The following is a 24667-nucleotide window of genomic DNA, read 5'->3' on the forward strand; positions in this document are numbered from 1 at the left end:
GGGTCAACTCCTCGGGCTTGCCGTCTTAATCATCCAGGGAGGCGACTATGAGCGAGACGAAAATACAGGGCGCCACCGCCGGCCGGTCGTGGGTTTGGATGGCGCTGTTTGCCGTCATCTCGCTGATCGGCGGCGTGATGGCGCTGCTCAACCCGTTCGCCGCGACGATGGCGGCGACGCTGCTCGCCGGCTGGACCTTCGCGCTGGTCGGCATCCTGCAGATCGTCCAGGCCTTCCAGGACAAGGGCTGGGGCGGCTTCGTATGGGCGCTGCTGTTCGGCATCCTGACGCTGGTCGTCGGCCTGTCTTTGATCTTCAACCCGCTCGCCGGCATGGTCTCGCTGACCCTGCTGGTCGCGGTGCTGTTTCTGATTATGGGTGCGATCAAGCTGATGTACGCGTTTTCGCTGCGGCCGCTCTCGGGCTGGGGCTGGGTGCTCGCCTCCGGCCTGCTGGCGGTTGCGCTCGGCATCATGATCCTGGCCGATTTCCCGGCCTCGGCCGCCTCGATCCTCGGCATCCTGCTCGGCGTCGAGCTGTTGTCGAACGGCGTCCTGTTCCTGTTCGTCGCGCTCGGCCTGCGCCGGCTGCGCCAGGCGACCTGAAGGACGGGGGCCGCGTAAGCGCGATGAAAACGATCCTGGCCTATGGCGATTCGCTGACCTGGGGTTATGACCCCGCCGGGCCGGGTCGTCATGCGCTCGAAAATCGCTGGCCGAGCGTGCTCCAGACCGCGCTCGGCAGCAAGGCGCAGGTGATCGCAGAGGGGCTGAACGGCCGCACGACGGCCTTCGACGACCATGTCGGGCCGGCCGACCGCAACGGCGCGCGGCTGCTGCCGAGCCTGCTGACGACGCATGCGCCGCTCGATCTCGTCATCATCATGCTCGGCACCAACGATATGAAGCCGTTTCTGGCCGGCGCGGCGGTTGCCGCCAAGCAGGGCATGGAGCGGCTGGTCGCGATCGTGCGCGGCCACGCCTGGCCGCTCGACCAGGGGACGCCCGAAATCCTGATCGTGGCGCCGCCGGCGATCCGCGAGACCGGCGATCCCGATTTCGCCGCGCTGTTCGCCGGCGCCATCCAGCAATCGCATATGCTGGGCAGCCTCTATTCCGACCTGGCCGACGTTGCCGGCTGCGGTTTTTTCGATGCCGGATCGGTGGCCGAAACCTCGCCGCTCGACGGCGTCCATCTCGACGCGACCAACACCCGCGCCGTCGGGCGCGGCGTCGAACCGCTGGTGCGCATGATGCTGGGGCTGTGAAACGCGTGAGACTTGTTCGAAATCAAGGAAAGAGGCAGCAGACGCGGTAGCGTGACGCCATTCCAACCAAGGAGAAACGGAATGTCGCACACGCCGCACGAATTGGCCGAGGAGTTTCCCGAGTTCGTCGCAGTCATCCGTCACCTGCGCGAAAAGGACGGACATTTTCACCGGCTGTCGGACGCGTATCACGACGTCAACAAGGTGATACACCGCGCCGAGACCAATATCGAGCCGCTCGACGATCTGCACGTCGCCGATCTGAGAAAGGAACGCATGCGGCTCAAGGACGAAATCTACGGGATGTTGGCCAGGCACGAGCCGGCGCCCGTGGCGGAGGAGTAGGGCCGGCGGGCTTGCGCTCCTTCGCCGCGTGACGGCAGGCCGGCCCCAAGGGCGGCCCGCCGGCACGGCAACGCCGCAAAGGAGTGGAAGCAGTAATGTCGGAAAGCTATGACGTCATCATCATCGGCGGCGGTCCGGGCGGCTACGTGACCGCCGTGCGCTCAGCGCAACTCGGTTTGAAGACCGCGATCGTGGAACGCGAGCATCTGGGCGGCATCTGTTCCAACTGGGGCTGCATTCCCACCAAGGCGCTGCTGCGCTCGGCCGAGGTGATGCATCTGGGCGAGAACGCCGCCGATTACGGGCTGAAGCTGGAAGGCAAGCTGACCGCCGACCTGAAGGCGGTGGTCGAGCGCGCGCGCGGCGTCGCCGGGCGGATGAACAACGGCGTCGGCTTCCTGATGAAGAAAAACAAGGTCGACGTCATCTGGGGCGAGGCCAGGCTGAAGGGGCGCGGCGAGATCGTCGTGTCGAAACCGACCAAAAAACCGATGCAGCCGCAGCATCCCGCGCCCAAGAACACCAAGGGAGAGGGCACCTACACCGCCAAGCACATCATCGTGGCGACCGGCGCGCGGCCGCGCGCGCTGCCGGGCATGGAACCGGACGGCGACCTGATCTGGACCTATTTCGAGGCGATGGTGCCGAAAACGATGCCGAAATCGCTGATCGTGGTCGGCTCCGGCGCGATCGGCATCGAGTTCGCCTCGTTCTACCGCACGCTCGGCGTCGAGGTGACGGTGGTCGAGCTGATGCCGACCATCCTGCCGGTGGAAGACGCCGAGATTTCGCAGCTGGCCAAGAAGCGTTTCGAAAAACAGGGCATGAAATTCCTGCTCGAGGCCAAGGTGGTCAAGGTCGACAAGGCCAAGGATGCCGTCACCGCCCATGTCGAGACCAAGGGCGGCAAGGTGGAAAAGATCACCGCCGAGCGCATGATCTCGGCCGTCGGCGTGACCGGCAATATCGAAAATCTCGGGCTGGAGGAGCTCGGCGTGAAGACCGAGCGCGGCTGCATCGTCATCGATGATTACGGCCGCACCAATGTCGAGGGCGTCTACGCGATCGGCGATGTCGCCGGCCCGCCGATGCTGGCCCACAAGGCCGAGCACGAGGGTGTGATCTGCGTGGAAAAGATCGCCGGCCAGAAGGGCGTCCATCCGCTCGACAAGAACCTGGTTCCCGGCTGCACCTATTGCCACCCGCAAATCGCCTCGGTCGGACTGACGGAGGCCAAGGCCAAGGAGGCCGGCCGCGACATCCGTGTCGGACGGTTTCCGTTCGTCGCCAACGGCAAGGCGGTCGCGCTCGGCGAGGACCAGGGGCTGGTCAAGACGATCTTCGACAAGAAGACCGGCGAACTGCTCGGCGCGCACATGATCGGCGCGGAAGTGACCGAACTCATCCAGGGTTTCGTGGTGGCGATGAACCTGGAGACCACCGAGGCCGAGCTGATGCACACCATCTTCCCGCATCCGACCCTGTCGGAAATGATGAAGGAAAGCGTGCTCGACGCCTACGGCAAGGCGCTGAATGCCTAGGACCGGCCGGTTCAATCGGCGCGCAAATGCCTTATATGCACGGTATGAAGCCAGGGCCCGGACGGGCGAAGGCCGACTGACGGGATGAAGAAATGCAGGAGATGCAAGGTTTGATGGGCATGCCAGGCGTCGGCTTCTTCGGCATGCTTCTGGTCGGGTTCCTCGCCGGCTACGTCGCCGAGCGGACGATGAACCGCGATCACGGCCTGTTCACCAACGTCTTGGTCGGGATCGCCGGCTCGTTCGTCGGCGGCACGCTGGCGGGCTTGCTCGGCATCCACTATCAGGGCTTTCTCGGCAGTCTGGTCGTCGCCATTGCCGGCGCGATCCTGATTCTGTGGATTTTCGGGCGCTCGCAAGTGCGCCCGCGTCGCTAATGCCCGGTAACGTCGCCCCATAAGTCGCAAGGACAAGCAATGGTCACCGTCATCGACACCCTCGCCAACCGGCCGCGCCCGCGCCATCCCGAAAAGGCGCACCGCCCGGACCAGGACGTGGCGCGCAAGCCGGACTGGATCCGGGTCAGGGCGCCGACCTCGCCAGGCTATCTGGAAACCCGCGACATCGTGCGCACCAACAAGCTGGTGACGGTGTGCGAGGAGGCCGGCTGCCCCAATATCGGCGAGTGCTGGGACAAGAAACACGCCTCGTTCCTGATCATGGGCGAGATCTGCACGCGCGCCTGCGCGTTTTGCAACGTCACCACCGGCCTGCCCAACGCGCTCGACGCCGACGAGCCGCAAAACGTCGCCTCCGCCGTGCGGCAGATGGGGCTCAACCATGTCGTCGTCACCTCGGTCGATCGCGACGACCTGGCCGATGGCGGCGCGCGCCATTTCGCCGAGGTGATCCGCGCGATCCGCGCCGAATCGCCAGAAACCACCATCGAGGTGCTGACGCCCGACTTCCTGCGCAAGGACGGCGCGCTGGAGATCGTGGTCGAGGCCAAGCCCGACGTCTTCAACCACAATCTGGAGACCGTGCCGTCGCATTATCTCACCGTCAGGCCCGGTGCGCGCTATTTCCACTCGATCCGGCTGTTGCAGCGCGTCAAGGAGCTCGACCCGACCATGTTCACCAAGTCGGGCATCATGGTCGGCCTCGGCGAGGAGCGCGCCGAGGTGCTGCAGCTGATGGACGATCTGCGCACCGCCGATGTCGACTTCTTGACCATCGGCCAGTATCTCCAGCCGACGCGCAAACACCATCCGGTCAAAAAATTCGTCACGCCGGAGGAGTTCAAATCCTACGAGACGGTCGCCTATACGAAAGGCTTCCTGCTCGTCTCGGCCAGCCCGCTGACGCGCTCCTCGCACCATGCGGGCGAGGATTTCGCCCGGCTGCAGGCGGCGCGCGCGGCGCAACTGGCGAAAACCGCCGGCCGGTAAGACGCCATGCCGAAATACGAAACCGTCCGCAACGTCGCCCACACCCCGCAGCAGATGTTTGCGCTGGTCGCTGATATCGAGCGCTATCCCGAGTTCCTGCCGATGTGCGAGGCGCTTTCGGTGCGTTCGCGCAAGCAGGCGCACGGCGTCGTGGTGTCGATCGCCGACATGACGGTGGGTTACAAGGCGATCCGCGAAACCTTCACCAGCCAGGTGATCGCCCGCGAGGCCGACAACGCCATCAACGTCAAATATCTCGACGGGCCGTTCCGCTTCCTCGACAATCGCTGGCGTTTCGAGCCGGACGGCGCGGGCGGCACGAACATTAATTTCTACATCAACTACGAGTTCAAGAGCCGGATTCTCGGTGCGATGATGGGGGCGATGTTCGACCGCGCCTTTCGCATGTTCGCCGGTGCCTTCGAACAGCGCGCCGACCAGATCTACGGCGCTCCGCTCAGCGCGTCAGCCTCGCAAGGATAAGCTCCAGCGCGGTCCCGACGGTATGCTGGCGCACCGCGTCGCGATCCTGGCCGGCGAAAATTTCACGGTGCGTTTCCGTTTCCCGGCCTTTTTCCGCGATCCCGAACCAGACCAGTCCGACCGGTTTTTCCGCCGAGCCGCCGCCGGGGCCGGCGACGCCGGTGACCGAAACGGCGAGATCGGCCCATGAGCGGGCGAGCGCGCCGGACGCCATTGCGCGCGCGGTTTCGGCCGAGACCGCGCCGTGGGCGGCGAGGGTCGCGCCGGTCACGCCGAGCATCTCCATCTTGGCCTCGTTGGAATAGGTGACGAAACCGCGATCGACCACCGCCGAGGAGCCGGCGATGTCGGTCAAGGCGGAAGCGATCATGCCGCCGGTGCAGGATTCGGCCGTGGCCAGCATCAGGCCCTGCCGCTTGCAGGCCGCCAGCACCGCCTCGGCCAGCGCGTTGTGCGGGCTCATGCCGGCACCGCGCCCGGATAGATCACGCTGGCCGTGGCGATGGCGGCGATGCCCTCGCGCCGGCCGACGAAACCGATCCGCTCATTGGTGGTCGCCTTGACCGACACCCGGCCGGCGTCGAGGCCGAGCATCGCCGCCATCGCCGCGACCATCGCCTGGCGATGCGGGCCGATTTTCGGTGCCTCGCAGATCAGTGTCACGTCGACATTGGCGATCCGCCCGCCCTTGTCGCGCACCAGCCGGGCGGCGTGTTCGAGGAAGATGTGCGAGGCAGCACCCTTCCACTGCATGTCGGAGGGCGGAAAATGCGTGCCGATATCGCCGGCCGAACAGGTGGCAAGCAAGGCGTCGGTCAGCGCGTGCAGGCCGACATCGGCGTCCGAATGTCCCGACAGCGCCCTGTCGTGCGGGATCGCCACGCCGCACAGCGTCACATGATCGCCCGGGCCGAAACTGTGCACGTCGTAGCCGTTGCCGGTCCTGACGTCGGGAAAGCCGGTTCGAGCCGTGCCGAGGCGTTCATCCGCCATCGCGATCTCCCGTGCGAAAGTGAGTTTGACGTTGTCGGGCGCGCCGGCCACGATCCGCACCGGGATCCCGGCCCATTCGGCGATCGCCGCGTCGTCGGTAAAATCTGCCAGGCCCGCCGCGTCGGCGCGCCGGTGGGCGGCCAGGATCGGCGCGAACGAAAAACCCTGCGGTGTCTGGGCCGCAAACAGGCCGTCGCGCGGCACGGTTGCCACCACACATCCGGCGCCGTCCGCCTTCTTCAACGTGTCGGCGACGGCGAGCGCCGGCAGAACCGCGGCGCACTCGGCCAAGCCGCCCACGACCCGGTCAATCAGGGCGGCATCGACGAACGGGCGCACGCCGTCATGGATCAGCACGTGGGCGGGCGCGGCATCGGCCAGGCTTTCCAGCGCCAGGCGCGTGGAGGCCTGCCGGCTGGCGCCGCCATGCACGAGCGAGACCTGGCGGCCGGGATCGGCGACGGCGTCGCGAAACAGCATCTGGTCGTCGGGGTGGATCGCCACCACGATGCGGCCGACCGCCGGATGGTCGCGAAAGGCGGCGATGGTGCGGTCCAGCACCGCGCGGCCGCCGATACGACGATATTGTTTCGGCCCCTCGGCCGATTGTCCGGCGCGCTCGCCGCGTCCGGCCGCCACGATCACGACGGCGACGCCATCGGTCTGCGGATCGAGCATGACCCTTATCCCTGTTCGTTCGCGCGAGGCGCAAAACCCGGCCTGTCGAAACCGGAAGCGCCAGACCTCCGGGCCGTCGCGGTCCCGACCGTCGCACTGCTACCATCCCGAGACGAACGGCTCTAGCGAGCGGGCCGGACAATGGCCAGCAATTTGTTCGGCCCGACGTCCGCCGCGCGCGTTTTGCATTGCAACATGGCGGGCGTTTGTCTAAAGAATATGCAGATTGATTGACTGCGTGGAAATTGTGCATGTCGAGTTTCGAGGCCCTGGCGCGTCCGCTGGCGATCGGTGCGGTGACAATCCGCAACCGGGTGTTCCTGGCGCCGCTGTCGGGCGTCAGCGACAGCGCCTTTCGCGCGCGGGCGGCCGCGCACGGCGCCGGGCTGGTGGTGTCGGAAATGATCGCCAGCGGCGAGCTGGCGCGCGGGCGGTCTGAATCGGCGCGTCGGCTCGCGCCGGCCGGCGACGGGCCGCATATGGTGCAACTGGCCGGCCGCGAGGCGCGCTGGATCGCCGAGGGCGCGCGCATCGCGGCCGGCGAGGGGGCCGAGATCGTCGATATCAATATGGGCTGCCCGGCCAAGAAGGTCACCGGCGGCTATTGCGGCTCGGCGCTGATGCGCGACCTCGACCATGCCCAAGCGCTGATCGCGGCTGCCGTCCACGCCGTTCCGGTACCTGTCACTGTCAAGATGCGGCTCGGCTGGGACGACACCGAGTTCGCCGCGCCCGAGCTGGCGCGCCGGGCCGAGGCCGTCGGCGCGCGCATGGTGACCGTGCACGGGCGCACCCGCTGCCAGTTCTACAAGGGCAAGGCCGACTGGCGCGCGATCGGTGAGGTCAAACAGGCGGTGACGATCCCGGTGGTGGCCAATGGCGACGTGGCGAGCGCCGCCGACGCAGCCGGCATCCTCGAACAATCGGGCGCCGACGCGATCATGATCGGCCGCGCCCATTACGGGGCGCCGTGGACGGCCGGCGCGATCGCGGCGGCGGCTGCGGGCGGCACCGCTCCAGCCATTCCGACGACGCCGGCCGCGTTCGCCGATTATGTCGGCGCGCATTACGAGGCGATGCTGTCGCTCTATGGCAGCGCACGGGGCGTGCGCCACGCCCGCAAACATCTCGGCTGGTATTTCGACAGGCACGCCCCGGCAGTGGCCGCCACCGACCGGCAGGCGATCATGACCGCCGACGATCCGGCCGCGGTGCTGGCACGGCTTGCCGACCTGTTTGAGGCCGGCGCCGATCATGGCGCGGGGATCGCGGCATGAGGCCGGTTTCGGCGGCGGCAACGCAGCTCGGTCTGGCCGAGATCGTGCTCAACACGATCCGCCATCCCGTCATCATGCTCGACGCCGACGGCCGCATTGCTTTCGCCAATGCCGACGCGGAAGTGTTTTTCCGCTCCAGCGCCGTCATCCTTTCGCGCAACAGGCTCGATCATTTCGTCCCGTTCGGCAGCCCGCTGCTGACCCTGATCGAGGAAGTGCGCGCGCGCCAGTCGCCGGTCAACGAATATCGCGTCGACATTTCCTCGCCGCGGCTCGGCGGCGACAGGCTTGTCGACATCCTGGTCGCGCCGGTGCCCGAAATGCCGGGCTCGGTCGTGGTGATGTTCCAGGAACGCTCGATGGCCGACAAGATCGACCGCCAGATGACCCATCGCGGCGCGGCGCGCTCGGTGACCGGGCTGGCGGCGATGCTGGCGCACGAGATCAAGAACCCGCTTTCGGGCATACGCGGCGCCGCGCAGCTTCTGGAGACCGCCGCGTCCGACGAGGACCGCGCGCTGACCCGGCTGATCACCGACGAGACCGACCGCATCGTCGCGCTGGTCGACCGCATGGAAGTGTTTTCCGACGAGCGGCCGATCGAACGCGGCCCGGTCAACATCCACGTCGTGCTCGACCACGTCAAGGCGATCGCCCGCAACGGCTTTGCCCGAAAAATCCGTGTCGTGGAGGATTACGATCCCTCGCTGCCGCCGGTGTTCGGCAATCGCGACCAGCTCGTCCAGGTGTTCCTGAACCTGGTCAAGAACGCCGCCGAGGCGATCGCGGCGCGCCCGGACGGCGAGATCACGCTGTCGACGGCGTTCCGGCCGGGCATCCGGATCGCCGTGCCCGGCACGCGCAACCGGGTGTCGCTGCCGCTCGAATTCTGCGTGCACGACAATGGCGGCGGCGTGCCCGACGATATTCTGCCGATCCTGTTCGACCCCTTCATCACCAGCAAGCCGAACGGGTCCGGCCTCGGGCTCGCCCTGGTCGCCAAGATCGTCGGCGAGCATGGCGGGGTGATCGAATGCGATTCCACGCCGCGCGGCACCACCTTCCGGGTGCTGATGCCGGCCTGGAAGGAGGAGGCCGGCCGGAACGGGGACGAAAAAAGCACCGGAGAGGCGCCATGACGCAAGGCAGCATTCTCGTCGCCGACGACGACGCGGCGATCCGCACCGTTCTCAGCCAGGCGCTGTCGCGGGTCGGCCACACCGTGCGCGTCACCTCGAACGCGGCCACGCTGTGGCGCTGGGTGTCGGCGGGCGAGGGCGATCTGGTGATCACCGACGTGGTGATGCCGGACGAAAACGCCTTCGACATGCTGCCGCGCATCAAGAAGGCGCGGCCGCAACTGCCCGTCATCGTCATGAGCGCGCAAAACACGTTCATGACCGCGATCCGGGCTTCGGAAAAGGGCGCTTACGAATATCTGCCGAAACCGTTTGACCTGACCGAGCTGCTGGCGATCGTCAACCGCGCCCTGGCGGAGCCAAAACAGCCGGCGGAAAAACCGCGCCCCGACGACCAGCCCGAGACGATGCCGCTCGTCGGCCGCTCGGCCGCCATGCAGGACATCTACCGCATGCTGGCGCGGATGATGCAGACCGATCTGACGGTGATGATCACCGGCGAATCGGGGACCGGCAAGGAGCTGGTGGCGCGCGCGTTGCACGAATACGGTCGCCGCCGCAACGGCCCGTTCGTGGCCATCAACATGGCCGCGATCCCGCGCGACCTGATCGAATCGGAGCTGTTCGGCCACGAAAAGGGCGCCTTCACCGGCGCCCAGCACCGCTCCACCGGCCGTTTCGAACAGGCCGAGGGCGGCACGCTGTTTCTCGACGAGATCGGCGACATGCCGATGGAGGCGCAGACCCGGCTGCTGCGGGTGCTGCAGCAGGGCGAATACACCACCGTCGGCGGGCGCACGCCGATCCGCACCGACGTGCGCATCGTGGCCGCGACCAACAAGGACCTGCGCACGCTGATCAATCAGGGCCTGTTTCGCGAGGATCTGTTTTACCGCCTCAACGTCGTGCCGCTGCGGCTGCCGGGCCTGCGCGAACGGGCCGAGGACGTTCCCGACCTCATCCGCCACTTCTTCGCCATCGCCGAACAGGAAGGCCTGCAGGCCAAGCGCATCCTGCCGGCCGGGATGGACCTGCTGAAGAATTATGCCTGGCCGGGCAATGTGCGCGAACTGGAAAATCTCGTGCGGCGGCTGGCCGCGCTCTATCCGCAGGAAGAAATCGGCGCCGAGATCATCGAGGCCGAGCTGAACGGCACGGGCAGCCCGCAAGACGATGCCGGCCCGCGTCCGGTCACCGAAACCGTCTCGATCGGCCAGGCCGTCGAGGACCATTTGCGGCGCTATTTTTCGTCCTTCGGCGAGGAGCTGCCGCCGGCCGGGCTCTACCAGCGCGTGCTCGCCGAGGTCGAGTACCCGCTGGTGCTGGCCGCCATGACCGCGACGCGCGGCAACCAGATCCGCGCCGCCGAACTGCTCGGCCTCAACCGCAACACGCTGCGCAAGAAGATCCGCGAACTCGGTATCAACGTCTATCGCACCACGCGCGGCGGCAGCGCCGCCTCCTGAGCGCGCCTTTGGTGGCGGGCCTGCGGCGCGCGGTGCAATAAATTACCCTGCGCCCCGATTTTGTTGCAGAATCGCCACAATGCGTTGCATCATTGCCACGCAACCGCGTGGCAGGCGAATGACGAACCAAACCGAAACCATGCCGGCCGGCACCATGCTGGAGCCGGCGGCGCCGGAAGGGCGCAGGCTGATGGCCTTGCCCGGCATCGTCGCCGTCGCGGCGGCGCTGATCTGCGCGGCCGTCTCCTTCATCATTCTCGTCGGGCTCGGGCCGATCGCGCCGTCCAAGCAGGTCACGCTGACGCTGATCGCCATCAACGTGCTGCTGATTCTGGCGCTGGTGCTGCTGATCGGCCGCGAAGTGCACCGCATCGTCGCGGCAAGGCGCCGCGGCAAGGCGGCCTCGCGGCTGCATGTACGCATCGTGGCGCTGTTTTCGCTGGTCGCGGCGGTGCCGGCGCTGGCCGTGGCGATCGTGGCCTCGATCACGCTCGATATCGGCCTCGACCGCTGGTTCGAGATCAAGACCAAGGCGATCGTCAATTCCTCGCTGTCGATCGCGGAGGCCTATGTCCAGGAAAACGCCCGCAATCTGCAGGGCACCGCCTTGTCGATGGCGATCACGCTCGACCAGAACCGCACGCTCTACGGCCTCGACCGCACCGGGTTCCTGCGGCTGATGACCCAGCAGGCGGTCGGGCGCGGACTGGCGCACGCCGCCCTGATCCGCGACGACGGCAGCGTCATCCTGCAGGCCGACACCCGCGCCGAGTTTCCCATGCCCGAGCCGCCGGCCGGCGCGGTGCGCGACGCCTCCGGCGGCGACCCGGTCTTGATCGAGCCGCGCACGCGCAACATCGTCGGCTCGATCATCAAGCTGCGCGACATCGAGGGCAGTTATCTCTACACGATCCGCCTGATCGATCCGCAGGTGATCCGCGCGCGCCAGATCGTGCGCGCCAATTCCAGCGACTATCGCGAACTGGAGGCGAGCCGCACCACCGTCCAGGTGGCGTTCGCGCTGGTCTATCTGGGGCTGACGCTGATCATCGTGCTGTCGGCGATCTGGACCGGCATCGCGGTCGCCGACCGGCTCGTGCGCCCGATCCGCCAGCTGATCGGCGCGGCCGACGAGGTGGCGACCGGCAATCTCGACGTGGCGGTGCCCGTGCGCGCCTCTGACGGCGACGTCGCCTCGCTCGGCGACACGTTCAACAAGATGCTGCAGCAGCTCAAATCGCAGCGCAACGAGCTGATCTCGGCCAAGGACCAGATCGACGAGCGGCGCCGCTTTTCCGAAGCGGTGCTGGCCAGCGTGACCGCCGGCGTGATCGGCGTCGACCCGGACGGCGTCATCACCATCGTCAACCGCTCTGCCGAGACCATGCTCGCGCTGAAGGCGCAAAAGGCGCTCGGCCAGACACTGTCGGCGGTGCTGCCGCATATCGGCCGCGTGTTCGAAATGGCGCGCAGCTCCGGCCGCACGGTCTATCACGAGCAGGTGACGTTTTTCCGCACCGGCGCCGAACGCACCTTCAACGTTCAGGTGACGATCGAGGAAGGCGACAAGAACTCGGACCTTCCCGCCTATGTCGTCACCATCGACGACATCACCGACCTGATGCAGGCGCAGCGCGCCTCCGCCTGGGCCGACGTCGCCCGGCGGATCGCGCACGAGATCAAGAACCCGCTGACGCCGATCCAGCTTTCGGCCGAGCGCATCCGCCGGCGCTACGGCAAGGTGATTACCGCCGACCGCGAGGTCTTCGACCAGTGCACCGACACGATCATCCGCCAGGTCGGCGACATCGGCCGCATGGTCGACGAGTTCTCCGCCTTTGCGCGCATGCCCAAGCCGCTGATGGAGGTCACCGACCTGCGCGAGGCGCTGCGCGAGGCGACGTTCCTGATCGAGGTCGGCCATTCCGAGATCAATTTCGAGCACGATTTCGGCAAGCAGGCCCTGACCGGACGTTTCGACACGCGCCTGATGAGCCAGGCCTTCGGCAATATCGTCAAGAACGCGGCCGAGGCGATCGAATCCGATACCGATGCAGGCGGCAGCCGCGGCAGCGGCGAAATTCGCGTTACGGCGCGCAAGGCCGACGAGTGGATCACCGTTGACGTGGTCGATAACGGCAAGGGTCTGCCGCGCGAAAACCGCCAGCGGCTGCTCGAGCCCTACATGACGACGCGCGCCAAGGGCACCGGCCTCGGCCTGGCGATCGTTCGCAAGATTGTCGAGGATCATGGCGGGCGGCTGGAACTGCACGACGCGCCGAAGGATTTTCACGACGGCAAGGGTGCGCTGGTGCGCATCGTCCTGCCCGCGCTGGGCGAAGGCGCCGCCAGGGGCGACGCCAACATGACGAAAAAGAAGGTCGACCATGACGTCTGATATTTTGGTCGTCGACGACGAAGAAGACATCCGCGAACTCGTCGCCGGCATTCTGGAAGATGAGGGCCACGACGCGCGCACCGCCCATGACAGCGACAGCGCGCTGGCCGCGATCGCCGAACGCGTGCCCTCGCTGATCTTTCTCGACATCTGGCTGCAGGGCTCGCGGCTCGACGGCCTGGCGCTGCTCGACGAGATCAAGACCATCCACCCGCACGTGCCGGTGGTGATGATTTCCGGCCATGGCACGATCGAAACCGCGGTTTCGGCGATCAAGCGCGGCGCCTACGATTTCATCGAAAAACCGTTCAAGGCGGACCGGCTGATCCTGATCTGCGAGCGGGCGCTGGAAACGCTGAAACTGAAGCGCGAGGTGAGCGAACTGAAAAAGCGCACCTCCGACACGTTCGACCTGATCGGCATGTCGGCGGCGATGAACCAGCTGCGCCACGCCATCGACCGGATCGCGCCCACCAACAGCCGCGTCATGGTGATCGGGCCGTCGGGCTCCGGCAAGGAAGCGGTGGCGCGCGCCATCCACGCGCTGTCGGCGCGCAAGGAGGGGCCGTTCATCTCGCTCAACGCCGCCACCATCACCCCCGAGCGCATGGAGATCGAACTGTTCGGCACCGAGCCCAACGGCGCCGAGCGCAAGATCGGCGCGCTCGAGGAGGCGCATCGCGGCACGCTTTATATCGACGAGATCGCCGACATGCCGCGCGAGACGCAAAACAAGATCCTGCGCGTGCTGGTGGAGCAGAAATTCGAGCGCGTCGGCGGCGCCAAGCGCGTCAAGGTCGACGTGCGCGTCATCTCCTCGACCGCGCAGAACCTGGAAGCCATGATCGCCGAGGGGCGGTTCCGCGAGGATCTCTACCACCGTCTCGCGGTGGTGCCGGTCATCGTGCCGGCGCTGTCGGAGCGGCGCGAGGACATTCCCTATCTGGTCGATCATTTCATGAAACAGATGGTGCGCCAGTCCGGCATCAAGCCGCGGCGGATCGCCGACGACGTGTTCGCCGTGCTGCAGGCGCACAACTGGCCCGGCAATGTCAGGCAGTTGCGCAACAATGTCGAGCGGCTGATGATCCTGGCGCGCGGCGACGACGCCGACACGCCGATCACCGCCGAGCTCCTGCCGGCCGAGATCGGGGACGTTATGCCACGGGCGCCAAATCAGTCCGACCAGCACATTCTGGCGCTGCCGCTGCGCGAGGCGCGCGAGCATTTCGAAAAGGAATATCTGATCGCCCAGATCAACCGATTTGGCGGCAACATCTCGCGTACGGCCGAGTTCATTGGTATGGAACGATCCGCACTGCACCGGAAGCTGAAATCGCTCGGCGTTTGAGGCCGGCTGGACGGGATAGACCATGCGCGTGATCATCTGCGGCGCCGGCCAGGTCGGCTACGGCATTGCCGAGCGGCTCGCCGCCGAGCAAAACGACGTCTCCGTCATCGACACCTCGCCCGAACTCGTGCGCACGATCCGCGACCAGCTCGACGTGCGCGGTTTCGTCGGTCACGGCGCCCATCCCGACGTGCTGGAGATGGCCGGCGCACAGCAGGCCGACATGCTGATCGCCGTCACGCTCTACGACGAGGTCAACATGACCGCCTGCCAGGTGGCGCATTCGATCTTCAACGTGCCGACCAAGATCGCGCGCATCCGCGCCCAGTCCTATCTGCTGCCGCATTACCAGAACCTGTTTTCGCGCGAGCATCTGCCGATCGACGTCATCATCTCGCCGGAGATCGAGGTCGGCGAGATGGTGCTGCGCCGCATCGCGCTGCCGGGGGCGAACGACGTGGTGCGCTTCGCCGACGGCAAGGTGGCGATGGTGGCGATCGAGTGTCTGGAAGAATGCCCGGTGATCGACACGCCGCTGTCGCAATTGACCGAGCTGTTTCCGGATCTGCCCTCGACCGTGGTCGGCGTGTCGCGCAACGGGCGCCTGTTCATTCCCCATTCGGCCGACCAGCTGGTGGCCGGCGACCTTGCCTATGTGGTCACGACCACCGACCAGGTGCGCCGCACGCTCGGCCTGTTCGGCCACGAAGAGGTCGAGGCGATGCGCATCGTGATCGCCGGCGGCGGCAATATCGGCCTTTACGTCGCCCAGGCGCTGGAGGCGCGCCAGTCGCGCACCAAGGTCAAGATCATCGAGGACACGCGCGAACGCGCGGTGGCGATCGCCGACAAGCTGCGCCGCACGATCGTTTTGAATGGCAGCGCGCTCGACCAGAAGGTGTTGTTGGAGGCCGACATCCAGGACGCGGACCTGATGGTCGCGCTGACCAACAACGATCAGGTCAACATCCTGTCGAGCGTGATGGCCAAGCGGCTGGGATGCAAGTCGAACCTGGCGCTGATCAACAATCCGACCTACCAGGATTTCACCCGCACGCTCGGCATCGACGCTCACGTCAACCCGCGTACGGTGACGATCTCGCGGATCCTGCAGCATGTGCGTCGCGGCCGGATCCGCGCCGTGCACAGCGTGCAGCGCGGTCTGGCGGAGATCATCGAGGCCGAGGCGCTCGACACCTCGCCGCTGGTCGGCTCGCCGCTGCGCGATCTGGAACTGCCCGACGGCATGCGGCTGGGCATCGTGTATCGCGACGGCCAGGCGATCAAGCCGAACGGCGCGTTCGTGGTCCGGCCCGGCGACCGGATCGTGATTTTTGCGCTCGCCTCGGCCGTACGCCAGGTCGAGCAGATGTTCCGGGTCAGTCTCGAATATTTCTGAACACGCGAAGGCCGGCCCGCGCCGGGACGAAACGAGGGGAACCATGCCGCGTATTTCCTATGTCAACGGGCGTTATCTGCCCCACGCCGACGCCAAGGTTCACATGGAGGACCGCGGCTATCAGTTCGCCGACGGCGTCTACGAGGTGTGCGAGGTGGCGCGCGGCCACATCATGGACATGAGCGGCCATCTCGATCGGCTCGACCGCTCGCTGGGCGAACTGGCGATTGCCTGGCCGCTCGAGCGCCGGGTGCTGCCGGCGATCATGCGCGAGGTGGTGACGCGCAACCGGGTGCGCGACGGGCTGGTCTATCTGCAGATCACGCGCGGCGTGGCCCCGCGCGACCATGCCTTTCCCGCGCCGAGCACGCGCCCCTCGCTGGTGGTGACCGCCAAGCGCTCCGACCCGCAGGCCGCGCGCCGGCGGGCCGAAACCGGCATCGCCGTGATCACCGTGCCGGAAAATCGCTGGGACCGCGTCGACATCAAGACCGTGGGGCTGTTGCCCAACGTGCTCGCGCGCCAGAAGGCCAAGGACGCCGGCGCCCAGGAAGCCTGGTTCGTCGACCCCGACGGCACGATCAAGGAGGGCGCCTCGACCAATGTGTGGATCGTCACCGGCGACGGTCGTTTGGTCACCCGCCCGGCCGATAGGGGCATCTTGCGCGGCATCACCCGCGCGACGGTGTTCCGGATCGCCGAACAACTCGGATATACGGTCGAGGAGCGCGCCTTTACCGTGGAAGAGGCCCAGCAGGCCCGCGAAGCCTTCGTCACGGCGGCCACGACGGTGGTCATGCCGGTGGTGCGGATCGACGACAAGCCGGTGGCCAACGGTCATCCCGGCACGGTCGCCCTTTCCCTGCGCGAGGCCTTTTTTGACGTTGCGGAAAAAACCCAAGCCTGATAACCGCTGGGGAACAGGCAATTCCATGCCTGAGGGACGGGTCAGTTCCGGCGCTTGGTTTGTGCGTGTTGCGAACGATAAGGTTCGTCCACGGCGCCACATTTGACCGAAGACAGGGCACGGCGGAAGAGAAGAACAATGGCGGAAAGATCGCAAAACCTTCAGGACCTCTTCCTGAATACGGTTCGCAAGAGCAAGAACCCTCTGACGATATTCCTGATCAATGGCGTGAAGCTCACCGGGGTGGTGACGTCGTTCGACAATTTCTGTGTGCTTCTGCGGCGCGACGGCCATTCGCAGCTCGTCTACAAGCACGCTATTTCCACCATCATGCCGAGCCAGCCGGTTCAGATGTTCGATGGTGAAGACAACGGCCGGGACGGTTGATTGGACATAGCGGGACCGGGCGGCGGCGGACCTAAGGCCGTACTGGCAACGGCGGAAGGCGGCGCATCGTCGACCATGACGCGCGCGGCCGTGATCGTTCCCGTCCTGTCGCGCCAGCAATCCGTTACGCCTGCCGATCCGGCGGGCCGGCCAAGGGCGCCGCGTGGCCCCGAGGCGCGCCTTGCCGAAGCGATCGGTCTGGCGCGCGCGATCGATCTCGATCCCTGCCATACCGAAATCGTCACCATTGCCGCCCCGCGTCCGGGCACCCTGCTGGGCAGCGGCAAGGTCGAGGAACTGGCCGAGCGGCTGCGCGACGGCGACATCACGCTGGTAATCGTCGACCATCCGCTGACGCCGGTGCAGCAGCGCAATCTCGAACGCGCGCTCAGCGCCAAGGTGCTCGATCGCACCGGGCTCATCCTGGAGATTTTCGGGCGCCGCGCCCGTACCAAGGAAGGCACGCTTCAGGTCGAACTGGCCCATCTGAACTACCAGCGCGGCCGCCTGGTGCGCAGCTGGACCCACCTGGAGCGGCAACGCGGCGGCGCCGGGTTTTTGGGCGGTCCGGGCGAGACCCAGATCGAGGCCGACCGCCGGCTCCTGCAGGACCGCATCACCCGCCTCAAGCGCGAACTGGAAACGGTGCGCCGCACCCGCGACCTGCACCGCGCCAAGCGCAAAAAGGTGCCGTTTCCCGTCGTCGCGATCGTCGGCTACACCAATGCCGGCAAATCGACCCTGTTCAACCGGCTGACCGGCGCCGGCGTGCTGGCCGAGGACATGCTGTTTGCCACGCTCGATCCGACCCTGCGGCGGGTGCGGCTGCCGCACGGCACGATCATGATCCTGTCGGACACGGTCGGTTTCATCTCGGACCTGCCGACCCATCTGGTGGCCGCCTTCCGCGCCACGCTGGAGGAGGTGGTGGAGGCCGATCTGATCCTCCATCTGCGCGACCTGTCCGATCCCGACGCCGCCGCCCAGGCCGAGGATGTCGAGACGATCCTGCGCGACCTTGGCATCGACGCCTCCGACGAGACCAGGGTTCTGGAGGTCTGGAACAAGGCCGACGCGGTCGAGACGCAATCCGGCGCCAACGGCAATGCCGTGGTGATCTCGGCCCTGACCGGGGCCGGTATCGAGACCCTGACGGCGGCCATCGAACAGCGCCTGTCGGGACATCTGCGCGAAACCACGATCGTGCTGCGGCCCACGGAGATGAGCCAGCTCGACTGGCTCTACCGCAATGGCGCGGTGCTGGCGCGCGAGGATCTCGACAATGGCGGCGCCAGGCTGAACGTGCGCCTGACGCAAGCCGCCGCCGAGGAACTGGCCCGCCGCCGCGAGGCCTGACACCGGACCCCGCGCCGGTCGCGGCCGCGCCCCTGCAGTATCCCCCAACCGTAAAAAAGACCGATTCTGGCTTTGCCCCGTTATTCACATGGGCCAGACAATGTCTTGTATTTGCAGCCTAAAACCGTCATTGCCCGATAGAACGGCCGTTCTGGCGCCCCTGACCGGGCAATCCCCGCCCGCAGGCGCTCCCTGCATCAAAACCGTAACGATCCGAAGGAGACATAATGTCCGAAGACAGCCTGCTCGACCACGCGCTGGTTCGCCTCGATCAGGCGGCATCCCATCTCAGCATTGATCCGGACGTGATCGAGAAACTGAAATATGCGCGGGAGACCACCAAGGTGCGCCTGATGATCCGTATGGACGACGGATCGCGCAAATCCTTTCTGGCCTGGCGCTGCCGTTATGACGACACGCGCGGCCCCACCAAGGGCGGCATCCGCTTCCATCCCGGCTCCACCGCCGACGAGGTCGAGACGCTGGCCTTCTGGATGACTTTCAAATGCGCTGTGATGAACCTGCCTTACGGCGGCGGCAAGGGCGCCGTCCAGGTCGATCCGCGCACCCTGTCGAAGGCCGAGCTGGAACGGCTGTCGCGCGCCTATATTCAGGCCTTTTCCCGCATTATCGGGCCCGACCGGGACATTCCCGCTCCCGACGTCTATACCAATTCCATGATCATGGGCTGGATGGCCGACGAATACGCCCAGATGGTCGGGCAGGCAGAGCCTGCGGTGATCACCGGCAAGCCGATCGCGCTCGGCGGATCGCTCGGGCGCGGCGACGCGACCGCGCGTGGCGGCTTTTATCTCGTGCGCCATCTGGCGGAGAATCTGGGGCTCGGACAGACCATGCGCGTCGCCATCCAGGGCTTCGGCAATGCCGGCCAGCACATTGCGCGCCTTTTAGCCGGCGACGGCCACAAGATCGTCGCGGTGTCGGATTCCGAAGGCGCGGTCTATTCGGAGGCCGGGCTGCATGTCGATATGCTGTTCGAGGCCAAGGCCAAGGGCCGCTCGGTCGCCAGCACCGCCGGGCAGGGCGGCCATGAAGGCATGTCGGCCGCCGACCTGGCCGGGGTCGACTGCGATCTCCTGGTTCCGGCCGCGCTGGAAAACATGATCCATGCCGGCAATGCGCCGTCGGTGAAGGCGACGCTGGTGCTGGAACTCGCCAACGGCCCGGTGACGCCGGAAGCCGACGCCATCCTGGCCCGAAACAATGTCATCGTGCTGCCGGATATTCTGGCCAATGCCGGCGGCGTTACCGTTTCCTATTTCGAGTGGGTGCAGAACCGCCAGGGCTATTACTGGACGGAGGAGGAAATCCACGACAAGCTGCGCGTCATCATGGAGCGCGAGGGGCGTGCCGTCTGGGACGTGTCGCGCGCCAAGGACGTGACGATGCGCACGGCGGCCTATGTCCACGCGCTCGGCCGGCTCGCCGAGGCGATCGAGGCGCACGGCACCCAAAACTTCTTCACCAGCTGAGCCGTTCGCAGATCGTTCCCGCGGCCGCGCCGTCGCGGGAGCGTTTTTCCGTGGCATAAAAGGCGGGGAGCCGTGGCGATCCCGTGATCGCGGGCCTATTCGGCGGCCTTCGCCTCCTGCCAAAATCCTTCCATTTCCTCCAGCGAGGCGGCGTCGAGAGACCGCCCCCGCTCGGCGAGCGCGCGTTCCACGTGGTGGAAACGCCGGCGAAACTTGTCGTTGGTGCCGCGCAGGGCGGATTCGGCGTCGGCGCCGACATGGCGGCCGAGATTGACCAGTGCGAACAACACGTCGCCGAACTCGTCCTTCACCTTTGCCTGATCGCCGCGCTCCATCGCCTCGCGCAATTCGCCGATTTCCTCGGCGATCTTGTCGAGCACCGGACCGGCCTCGGCCCAGTCGAAGCCGACAATGGCCGCCCGCTGCTGCAATTTCAGCGCGCGCGTCAAAGCCGGCAGGCCGAGCGGCACGTCGTCGAGATAGCCGCCGCCGGCTTCCGACGCCTCCAGGCCCCGGCCGTCGCGCCGGCGCTTGCGCTCGGCCTTTTCCTCGGCCTTGATCGCGTCCCACATGCCTTTGGCCGCGCCGGCCGCGCGCGCGTCGGCATCGCCGAACACGTGCGGATGGCGGCGGATCATCTTGGTGGTGATGGCCTCGACCACGTCGCCGAACGAAAACGCCTCTCGTTCCTCGGCCATACGGGCGTGGAACACGACCTGCAGGAGCAGGTCGCCCAGTTCCTCGCGCAGATCGTCGAGGTCGTCGCGCGCGATCGCGTCGGCAACCTCGTAGGCTTCCTCCAGCGTATAGGGCGCAATGGTGGAAAAATCCTGCTCGATATCCCACGGACACCCCGTATCCGGCGTCCGCAGCGCGGCCATGATTTCGATCAGGCGTGAAATGTCCTTGGAGGGTCGCATGGCCCAGACACTAAGCCGCCGGGCCCGAAACGCCATCAACATGGCGGTGCCGCGGCGCCTTATCCACAGACGCGGCTATCGATCGGTCAGTCCAAGGCGGACTTTTTCCAGCAAGCGGCGAAATTCCTGCTGTTCGGAGGCGCTGAGATTCGAGCCGATGGCGCGGTCGCCGTCCTGGACCGCCGGTATCGCGCCGGCAAGCACCTCGCGGCCGCGCTCGGTGATCCAGATCGTGCGGATGCGCCGGTCGGTCGCCAGCGGGCGCCGCTCCACCATGTTGTCGCGTTCGAGCCGGTCGATCATCGGCACCAGCGTCGATTTGTCGAGCCCGCGCGCCTTGGCGAGCAGGCTCTGGCGCGAACCGGGATTACGTTCGACGATGGTCAGCAGGGAAAATTGCTGCGGCGTGATGTTGAAGGCGGCGAGCCGCTCTTCCACCAGCCGGAACGCGGCGAGATAGGTGAGCCGGATCTGACGGCCAAGCAGACCAGGCAAAATGCCCTGATCCAGCTCTTCCATGGCGCTCGCAGGAGCGTCGGTGTCGTGTGGTGCGCTGAACATGATGCCTCAACCGTTGTCGCCCAGGGAATTGGATACCCACATTCCCGTTCAATGGCTATCGCTTATTTAGCAATCCCTTGCATTCATCCCCAGTCCGGATGCATGCCATGCGTTGCAGCGATCCTGGAACCGTGTCCGGATCGCAAAAACGCGAACGCGCCCGACCATTTCCGTCTAAGATAGGCATCTTCAGTGCAACCGACAAAACATGCCAATCAGCCACACCGACCGAGATGATCGGCCACGCGCCGAACCAGGACGCGACTTTCTAGGCGGTCCGGCGCGCTATGGCCGCCGCGCGTTGCCATTGGCCGTCGGCCTGCTGGCGGCGGGGGCGGCGCCGGCCTTTGCCCATGTCTCCGACCGCGCCTATGTGCTGCTCTTGCCGACCGGCTATTATCTGATCGGCGGCGGGCTGGCCGTGTGGCTGAGTTTCGCGGTGCTGGCGCTGGTGCCGCCGGCGTCGCTCGACCGGCTCGCGCGCTGGCGATCGGCCGGCCTTGCGATGCCTGTCGATCCGCGCGCGGTCACCAGCAGCGTCTCCTTCCTGGTTCTGCTTGCCTTGCTCGCCGCCGGGATTCTTGGCAGCCGCGACCCGCTTTCCAACCCGTTGCCGCTGGTGTTTTGGGTGTTCGTATGGATCGGCGTGGTGCTGGTTCAAGGATTGTTTGGCAATCTGTGGAGGTGGATCGAGCCCTGGTACGGGCCATGGCGCCTGGTCATGCGCCTGCTGGGGCGGCCAGACGGGCGTCCGTTTCTGCGCTATCCGGCGCGCGCGGCCAGCTGGCCGGCCTTTTTCGGCTTTGCGGCTTTCGTCTGGTTCGAACTGGTCTTCATCGCGCCGGCCGACCCGGAAAAGCTGGCGATCGCAATCGCAGTCTACTGGGCCGTCGCCTTTTGCGGCATGATCGTCTTCGGCCATCCAAGCTGGAGCCGGCGGGCGGAATTCCTGTCGCTCTTGATGACGATGGTCGCCCGCATGGCGTTTGTCGAGCGCCGCCGCGACAGGTCGGGCCGGACCGTGCTGCGGCTTTGTCTTCCCGGCGCGAGGCTGGCGAGCGCGCCGGCGCTGGCAACGAGCGCGGCCGCCTTCCTGCTTCTGACATTGAGCGCGATCTCCTTCGACGGGCTGATGCGGACGTTCTTCTGGCTCGGCCTATTCGGCGTCAATCCGCTGGAATTTCCGGGCCGGTCGGCGGTGGTGTGGTCAAACAGCATCGGCGCCGCCGGCGCGTTCGCGGCGCTGTGGGCGCTGTTTCACGGCGCGGTACGGCTCGGGTCGCGCATGGCCGGGCAGGGGCCGGACAACGCCGTTCTGGCCGGGCGCCTTGTCTGGTCCTTGATACCGATCGTGCTCGGCTATCATTATTCCCACCATTTGCCGGCGCTGCTCGTCGACGGACAATACGCGCTGGCGGCGATTTCCGATCCGTTCGCGGCGGGCTGGAACCTGTTCGGCACCGCCGGGCTGCACGTGGCGGCCGCGCTGACGGCCGGCGCCGACACGGCCTGGCTGATCTGGAATATTCAGTCGGCGGCGATCATCGGCGGACACCTGCTCGCCGTGGCCGCAAGCCATGTCATCGCCTGGCGCTGCTACGGTTCGGCCCGCCGCGCCGCGATCAGCCAGATACCGCTTGCCGGGCTGATGGTGGCCTACACGGTTTTCGGCCTGTGGCTTTTGTCGACGCCGACCGGATATTGACATGCGCGCCGACTCCTTCCCTACGCAGGGTGAGCGGCGGTTGCCATGCCCGGGGTTTGATGATTTGATTTCTACACAATCGATTTTCTTTCCGCGTCGCGGACCGGTTCCGGCACGCGCCGCGCTCGGTCGAAATCGGAAACCAAGAGGAAAACGGCATGAGTGAAAAACGTAGCAAAACCAGCCTTCTGACGGGCAGGCTCAGCCGTAGAACCGCCCTCAAGGGGCTCGGCGCATCGGCCGGCCTGACGCTGGCGCCGGGCTTCGTGCGTTATGCCCAGGCGCAGTCGTCCGAACCGATCCGCATCGGCTTCCAGGCCCACCGCACCGGTATCGGCGCCGCCTATGGCCGCTGGTACGAACGCACCACGATGGCGGCCGCCAAGGCGATCAACGCGGCCGGCGGCATCAATGGCCGCCCGCTGGAGATCGTGACCGAGGACGACGGCACCGATCCCAAGCGCGGCGCCGAGGTGGTGGAGAAATTCGCCAGCCAGCACAAGGTCGACGTCGTCTACGGCACCTTGTTCAGCCATGTCGTGGTCGGCTCGGCGCCGACGGCGGGCGAGCTGAAGATGCCCTATTACGTCGTCAGCGAGGGCTATCACGTCGCCTCCGGCAAGCTCAATCGCTACGTCTTCCAGCCCGGCATCACCGACGTCAAGGCGCAGGTCTCCTCGATGGCGCCATGGGTGACGTCGAATCTCGGCAAGAAGGTCACGATGATCTTTCCCGACTACGCTTTCGGCCACGACCACCGCGACTTCTTCACCGAAGCGGTCAAGGCGCAGGGCGGCGAGGTGATCAAGCACGTGCCGATTCCGCCGACCGAAAGCTCGTTCACCCGCTATTTTCCGCAGATCCCGTCAGACACCGAGGTGCTCTACCATGTCATGGTCGGACCGGCCGTTCTGACCTTCGTCAAGGAACTCGGCGAGTTTTACGGCGGCGGCGGCCCGAAACTGTTCGGCTTCATCGATTCGCTCGAGGCGGTCGACATGGCCAGCCCGGGTCTGGAATTCCTCGACGGCAGCCATTTCTGGGAAGGCATGCCGCGCTATCTGCAGGCCGATGCGCCCGACTACGTCAAAGCCTATCGCGACGCGGTCGGCATCGACCAGAACGGGGCGTCGGTCGACGATCCCAAGGACGTGTCGACGGCCGCCCACATGTTCGGCTGCTGGGAGACGCTTTACGTCATCAAGGCGGCGATGGAGGCGGCCGGCTACCAGGGTCCCGACGACCGCCAGAAACTGGTCGAGGCGACCGAGGCGATGACCGAGTTCGCGGCCGGGCCGGAGCACCCGCAGGGGGACAAGAAGTTCAACGGCAAGCTGCACCAGTGTTTCGGGCACCAGTACATCTCGCAGGTTTCCGGCGGCAAGCTGGAGGTCGTGCACCGCACCGAGATCGAAGACGGCATGTACGAGCCGGAAGGCGACTACACCAAACAGTCGCTTTGACGCGCCGCGCCCGTCGCCCCGCTCTTTCCAAGACGGGGCGACGGGATTTGCCGTAGCCCGGCCGCCGCCCCGAGGGGGAACGGCTCCAAAAATCCCCGTCCGCTTCCGCCACGCCCCGCCTCATCCCTGAAACGCGCCGCAACCGCGGCA

Annotated in this window: 23 protein-coding genes; 19 read left to right on the forward strand and 4 right to left on the reverse strand. The window is 66.4% G+C overall.

The features are described from left to right. Positions 1-47 precede the first annotated feature (47 nt). The 7 genes from ACT2B0_RS08260 (at position 48) to ACT2B0_RS08290 (ending at position 5024) form a co-directional block, all read left to right on the forward strand. A complete protein-coding gene (locus ACT2B0_RS08260) occupies positions 48-605 on the forward strand; it encodes an HdeD family acid-resistance protein (protein ID WP_348054207.1) in 558 nt (185 codons plus the stop codon). A 23-nt stretch (positions 606-628) separates the two neighbouring features. Then, positions 629-1267: an SGNH/GDSL hydrolase family protein gene (locus ACT2B0_RS08265; RefSeq protein ID WP_473463445.1), complete on the forward strand. Its 639-nt coding sequence runs from the start codon at positions 629-631 to the stop codon at positions 1265-1267. A gap of 81 nt (positions 1268-1348) precedes the next feature. Beyond that, a complete protein-coding gene (locus ACT2B0_RS08270) occupies positions 1349-1612 on the forward strand; it encodes an HP1242/YdcH family protein (RefSeq protein WP_473463448.1) in 264 nt (87 codons plus the stop codon). Positions 1613-1707: 95 nt separating this feature from the next. Next, positions 1708-3153 (forward strand): dihydrolipoyl dehydrogenase, encoded by a 1446-nt coding sequence (lpdA, locus tag ACT2B0_RS08275; RefSeq protein WP_473463450.1) that lies wholly within the window; start codon positions 1708-1710, stop codon positions 3151-3153. A 92-nt stretch (positions 3154-3245) separates the two neighbouring features. Further along, positions 3246-3530 carry a GlsB/YeaQ/YmgE family stress response membrane protein gene (locus ACT2B0_RS08280; RefSeq protein ID WP_473463452.1) on the forward strand — a complete coding sequence of 95 codons (285 nt, stop codon included), beginning with the start codon at positions 3246-3248 and terminating at the stop codon, positions 3528-3530. Positions 3531-3569: 39 nt separating this feature from the next. Further along, on the forward strand, positions 3570-4541 hold the full coding sequence (gene lipA / locus ACT2B0_RS08285) for a lipoyl synthase (RefSeq protein ID WP_348054197.1): 972 nt from the start codon (positions 3570-3572) through the stop codon (positions 4539-4541). 6 nt (positions 4542-4547) lie between these two features. Then, positions 4548-5024, forward strand: coding sequence for a type II toxin-antitoxin system RatA family toxin (locus tag ACT2B0_RS08290; RefSeq protein WP_348054195.1), 477 nt, complete (start codon positions 4548-4550; stop codon positions 5022-5024). Here ACT2B0_RS08290 and ACT2B0_RS08295 read toward each other — a convergent pair. Further along, positions 4999-5487 carry a CinA family protein gene (locus tag ACT2B0_RS08295; RefSeq protein WP_473463455.1) on the reverse strand — a complete coding sequence of 163 codons (489 nt, stop codon included), beginning with the start codon at positions 5485-5487 and terminating at the stop codon, positions 4999-5001. The genes ACT2B0_RS08290 and ACT2B0_RS08295 overlap by 26 nt on opposite strands. Further along, positions 5484-6695: a bifunctional 2-C-methyl-D-erythritol 4-phosphate cytidylyltransferase/2-C-methyl-D-erythritol 2,4-cyclodiphosphate synthase gene (locus ACT2B0_RS08300; RefSeq protein ID WP_473463458.1), complete on the reverse strand. Its 1212-nt coding sequence runs from the start codon at positions 6693-6695 to the stop codon at positions 5484-5486. The genes ACT2B0_RS08295 and ACT2B0_RS08300 overlap by 4 nt, the downstream gene beginning before the upstream one ends. 251 nt (positions 6696-6946) lie before the next feature. On the opposite strand from ACT2B0_RS08300, the gene dusB reads away from it, so the two are divergent. The 10 genes from dusB (at position 6947) to ACT2B0_RS08350 (ending at position 19868) form a co-directional block, all read left to right on the forward strand. Further along, the gene (gene dusB, locus ACT2B0_RS08305) at positions 6947-7972 is read left to right on the forward strand and encodes a tRNA dihydrouridine synthase DusB (RefSeq protein WP_473463460.1); all 1026 of its coding nucleotides are present in this window, start codon (positions 6947-6949) and stop codon (positions 7970-7972) included. Continuing rightward, positions 7969-9111 (forward strand): two-component system sensor histidine kinase NtrB, encoded by a 1143-nt coding sequence (locus tag ACT2B0_RS08310; protein WP_348054187.1) that lies wholly within the window; start codon positions 7969-7971, stop codon positions 9109-9111. The genes dusB and ACT2B0_RS08310 overlap by 4 nt, the downstream gene beginning before the upstream one ends. Continuing rightward, a complete protein-coding gene (gene ntrC / locus ACT2B0_RS08315; RefSeq protein WP_473463463.1) occupies positions 9108-10577 on the forward strand; it encodes a nitrogen regulation protein NR(I) in 1470 nt (489 codons plus the stop codon). Before ACT2B0_RS08310 ends, ntrC begins: the two co-directional genes overlap by 4 nt. Positions 10578-10695: 118 nt before the next feature. After that, the gene (locus ACT2B0_RS08320) at positions 10696-12975 is read left to right on the forward strand and encodes a sensor histidine kinase NtrY-like (protein ID WP_473463465.1); all 2280 of its coding nucleotides are present in this window, start codon (positions 10696-10698) and stop codon (positions 12973-12975) included. Continuing rightward, positions 12965-14326, forward strand: coding sequence for a nitrogen assimilation response regulator NtrX (gene ntrX / locus ACT2B0_RS08325; RefSeq protein WP_348054181.1), 1362 nt, complete (start codon positions 12965-12967; stop codon positions 14324-14326). The genes ACT2B0_RS08320 and ntrX overlap by 11 nt, the downstream gene beginning before the upstream one ends. Before the next feature lie 22 nt (positions 14327-14348). Then, entirely contained in the window at positions 14349-15725 is a 1377-nt protein-coding gene (gene trkA, locus ACT2B0_RS08330; RefSeq protein ID WP_348054179.1) for a Trk system potassium transporter TrkA, read from the forward strand. A 43-nt stretch (positions 15726-15768) separates the two neighbouring features. Further along, positions 15769-16632, forward strand: a complete 864-nt coding sequence (locus ACT2B0_RS08335) for a D-amino-acid transaminase (RefSeq protein WP_473463468.1) — start codon at positions 15769-15771, stop codon at positions 16630-16632. Positions 16633-16770: 138 nt separating this feature from the next. Beyond that, entirely contained in the window at positions 16771-17019 is a 249-nt protein-coding gene (gene hfq, locus ACT2B0_RS08340) for an RNA chaperone Hfq (RefSeq protein WP_106569504.1), read from the forward strand. 75 nt (positions 17020-17094) lie between these two features. Further along, the gene (gene hflX / locus ACT2B0_RS08345) at positions 17095-18375 is read left to right on the forward strand and encodes a GTPase HflX (RefSeq protein ID WP_473463470.1); all 1281 of its coding nucleotides are present in this window, start codon (positions 17095-17097) and stop codon (positions 18373-18375) included. 227 nt (positions 18376-18602) lie between these two features. Continuing rightward, positions 18603-19868: a Glu/Leu/Phe/Val family dehydrogenase gene (locus ACT2B0_RS08350; protein ID WP_473463472.1), complete on the forward strand. Its 1266-nt coding sequence runs from the start codon at positions 18603-18605 to the stop codon at positions 19866-19868. Between the two features lie 95 nt (positions 19869-19963). Here the strand turns inward: ACT2B0_RS08350 and mazG are convergent, their stop codons facing one another. Together mazG and ACT2B0_RS08360 are read right to left on the reverse strand one after the other, a co-directional pair. Beyond that, on the reverse strand, positions 19964-20788 hold the full coding sequence (mazG, locus tag ACT2B0_RS08355) for a nucleoside triphosphate pyrophosphohydrolase (protein WP_473463475.1): 825 nt from the start codon (positions 20786-20788) through the stop codon (positions 19964-19966). A 75-nt stretch (positions 20789-20863) separates the two neighbouring features. Then, positions 20864-21349: a MarR family winged helix-turn-helix transcriptional regulator gene (locus tag ACT2B0_RS08360; protein ID WP_473463478.1), complete on the reverse strand. Its 486-nt coding sequence runs from the start codon at positions 21347-21349 to the stop codon at positions 20864-20866. A gap of 301 nt (positions 21350-21650) precedes the next feature. Here ACT2B0_RS08360 and ACT2B0_RS08365 point away from each other — a divergent pair, with 301 nt between their 5' ends. Then, entirely contained in the window at positions 21651-23054 is a 1404-nt protein-coding gene (locus ACT2B0_RS08365; RefSeq protein WP_473463480.1) for a hypothetical protein, read from the forward strand. A gap of 158 nt (positions 23055-23212) precedes the next feature. Continuing rightward, positions 23213-24517, forward strand: a complete 1305-nt coding sequence (locus ACT2B0_RS08370) for an ABC transporter substrate-binding protein (protein WP_348054164.1) — start codon at positions 23213-23215, stop codon at positions 24515-24517. Positions 24518-24667: the final 150 nt, after the last annotated feature.

The organism is Nitratireductor sp. J20-h4 (assembly GCF_056780505.1).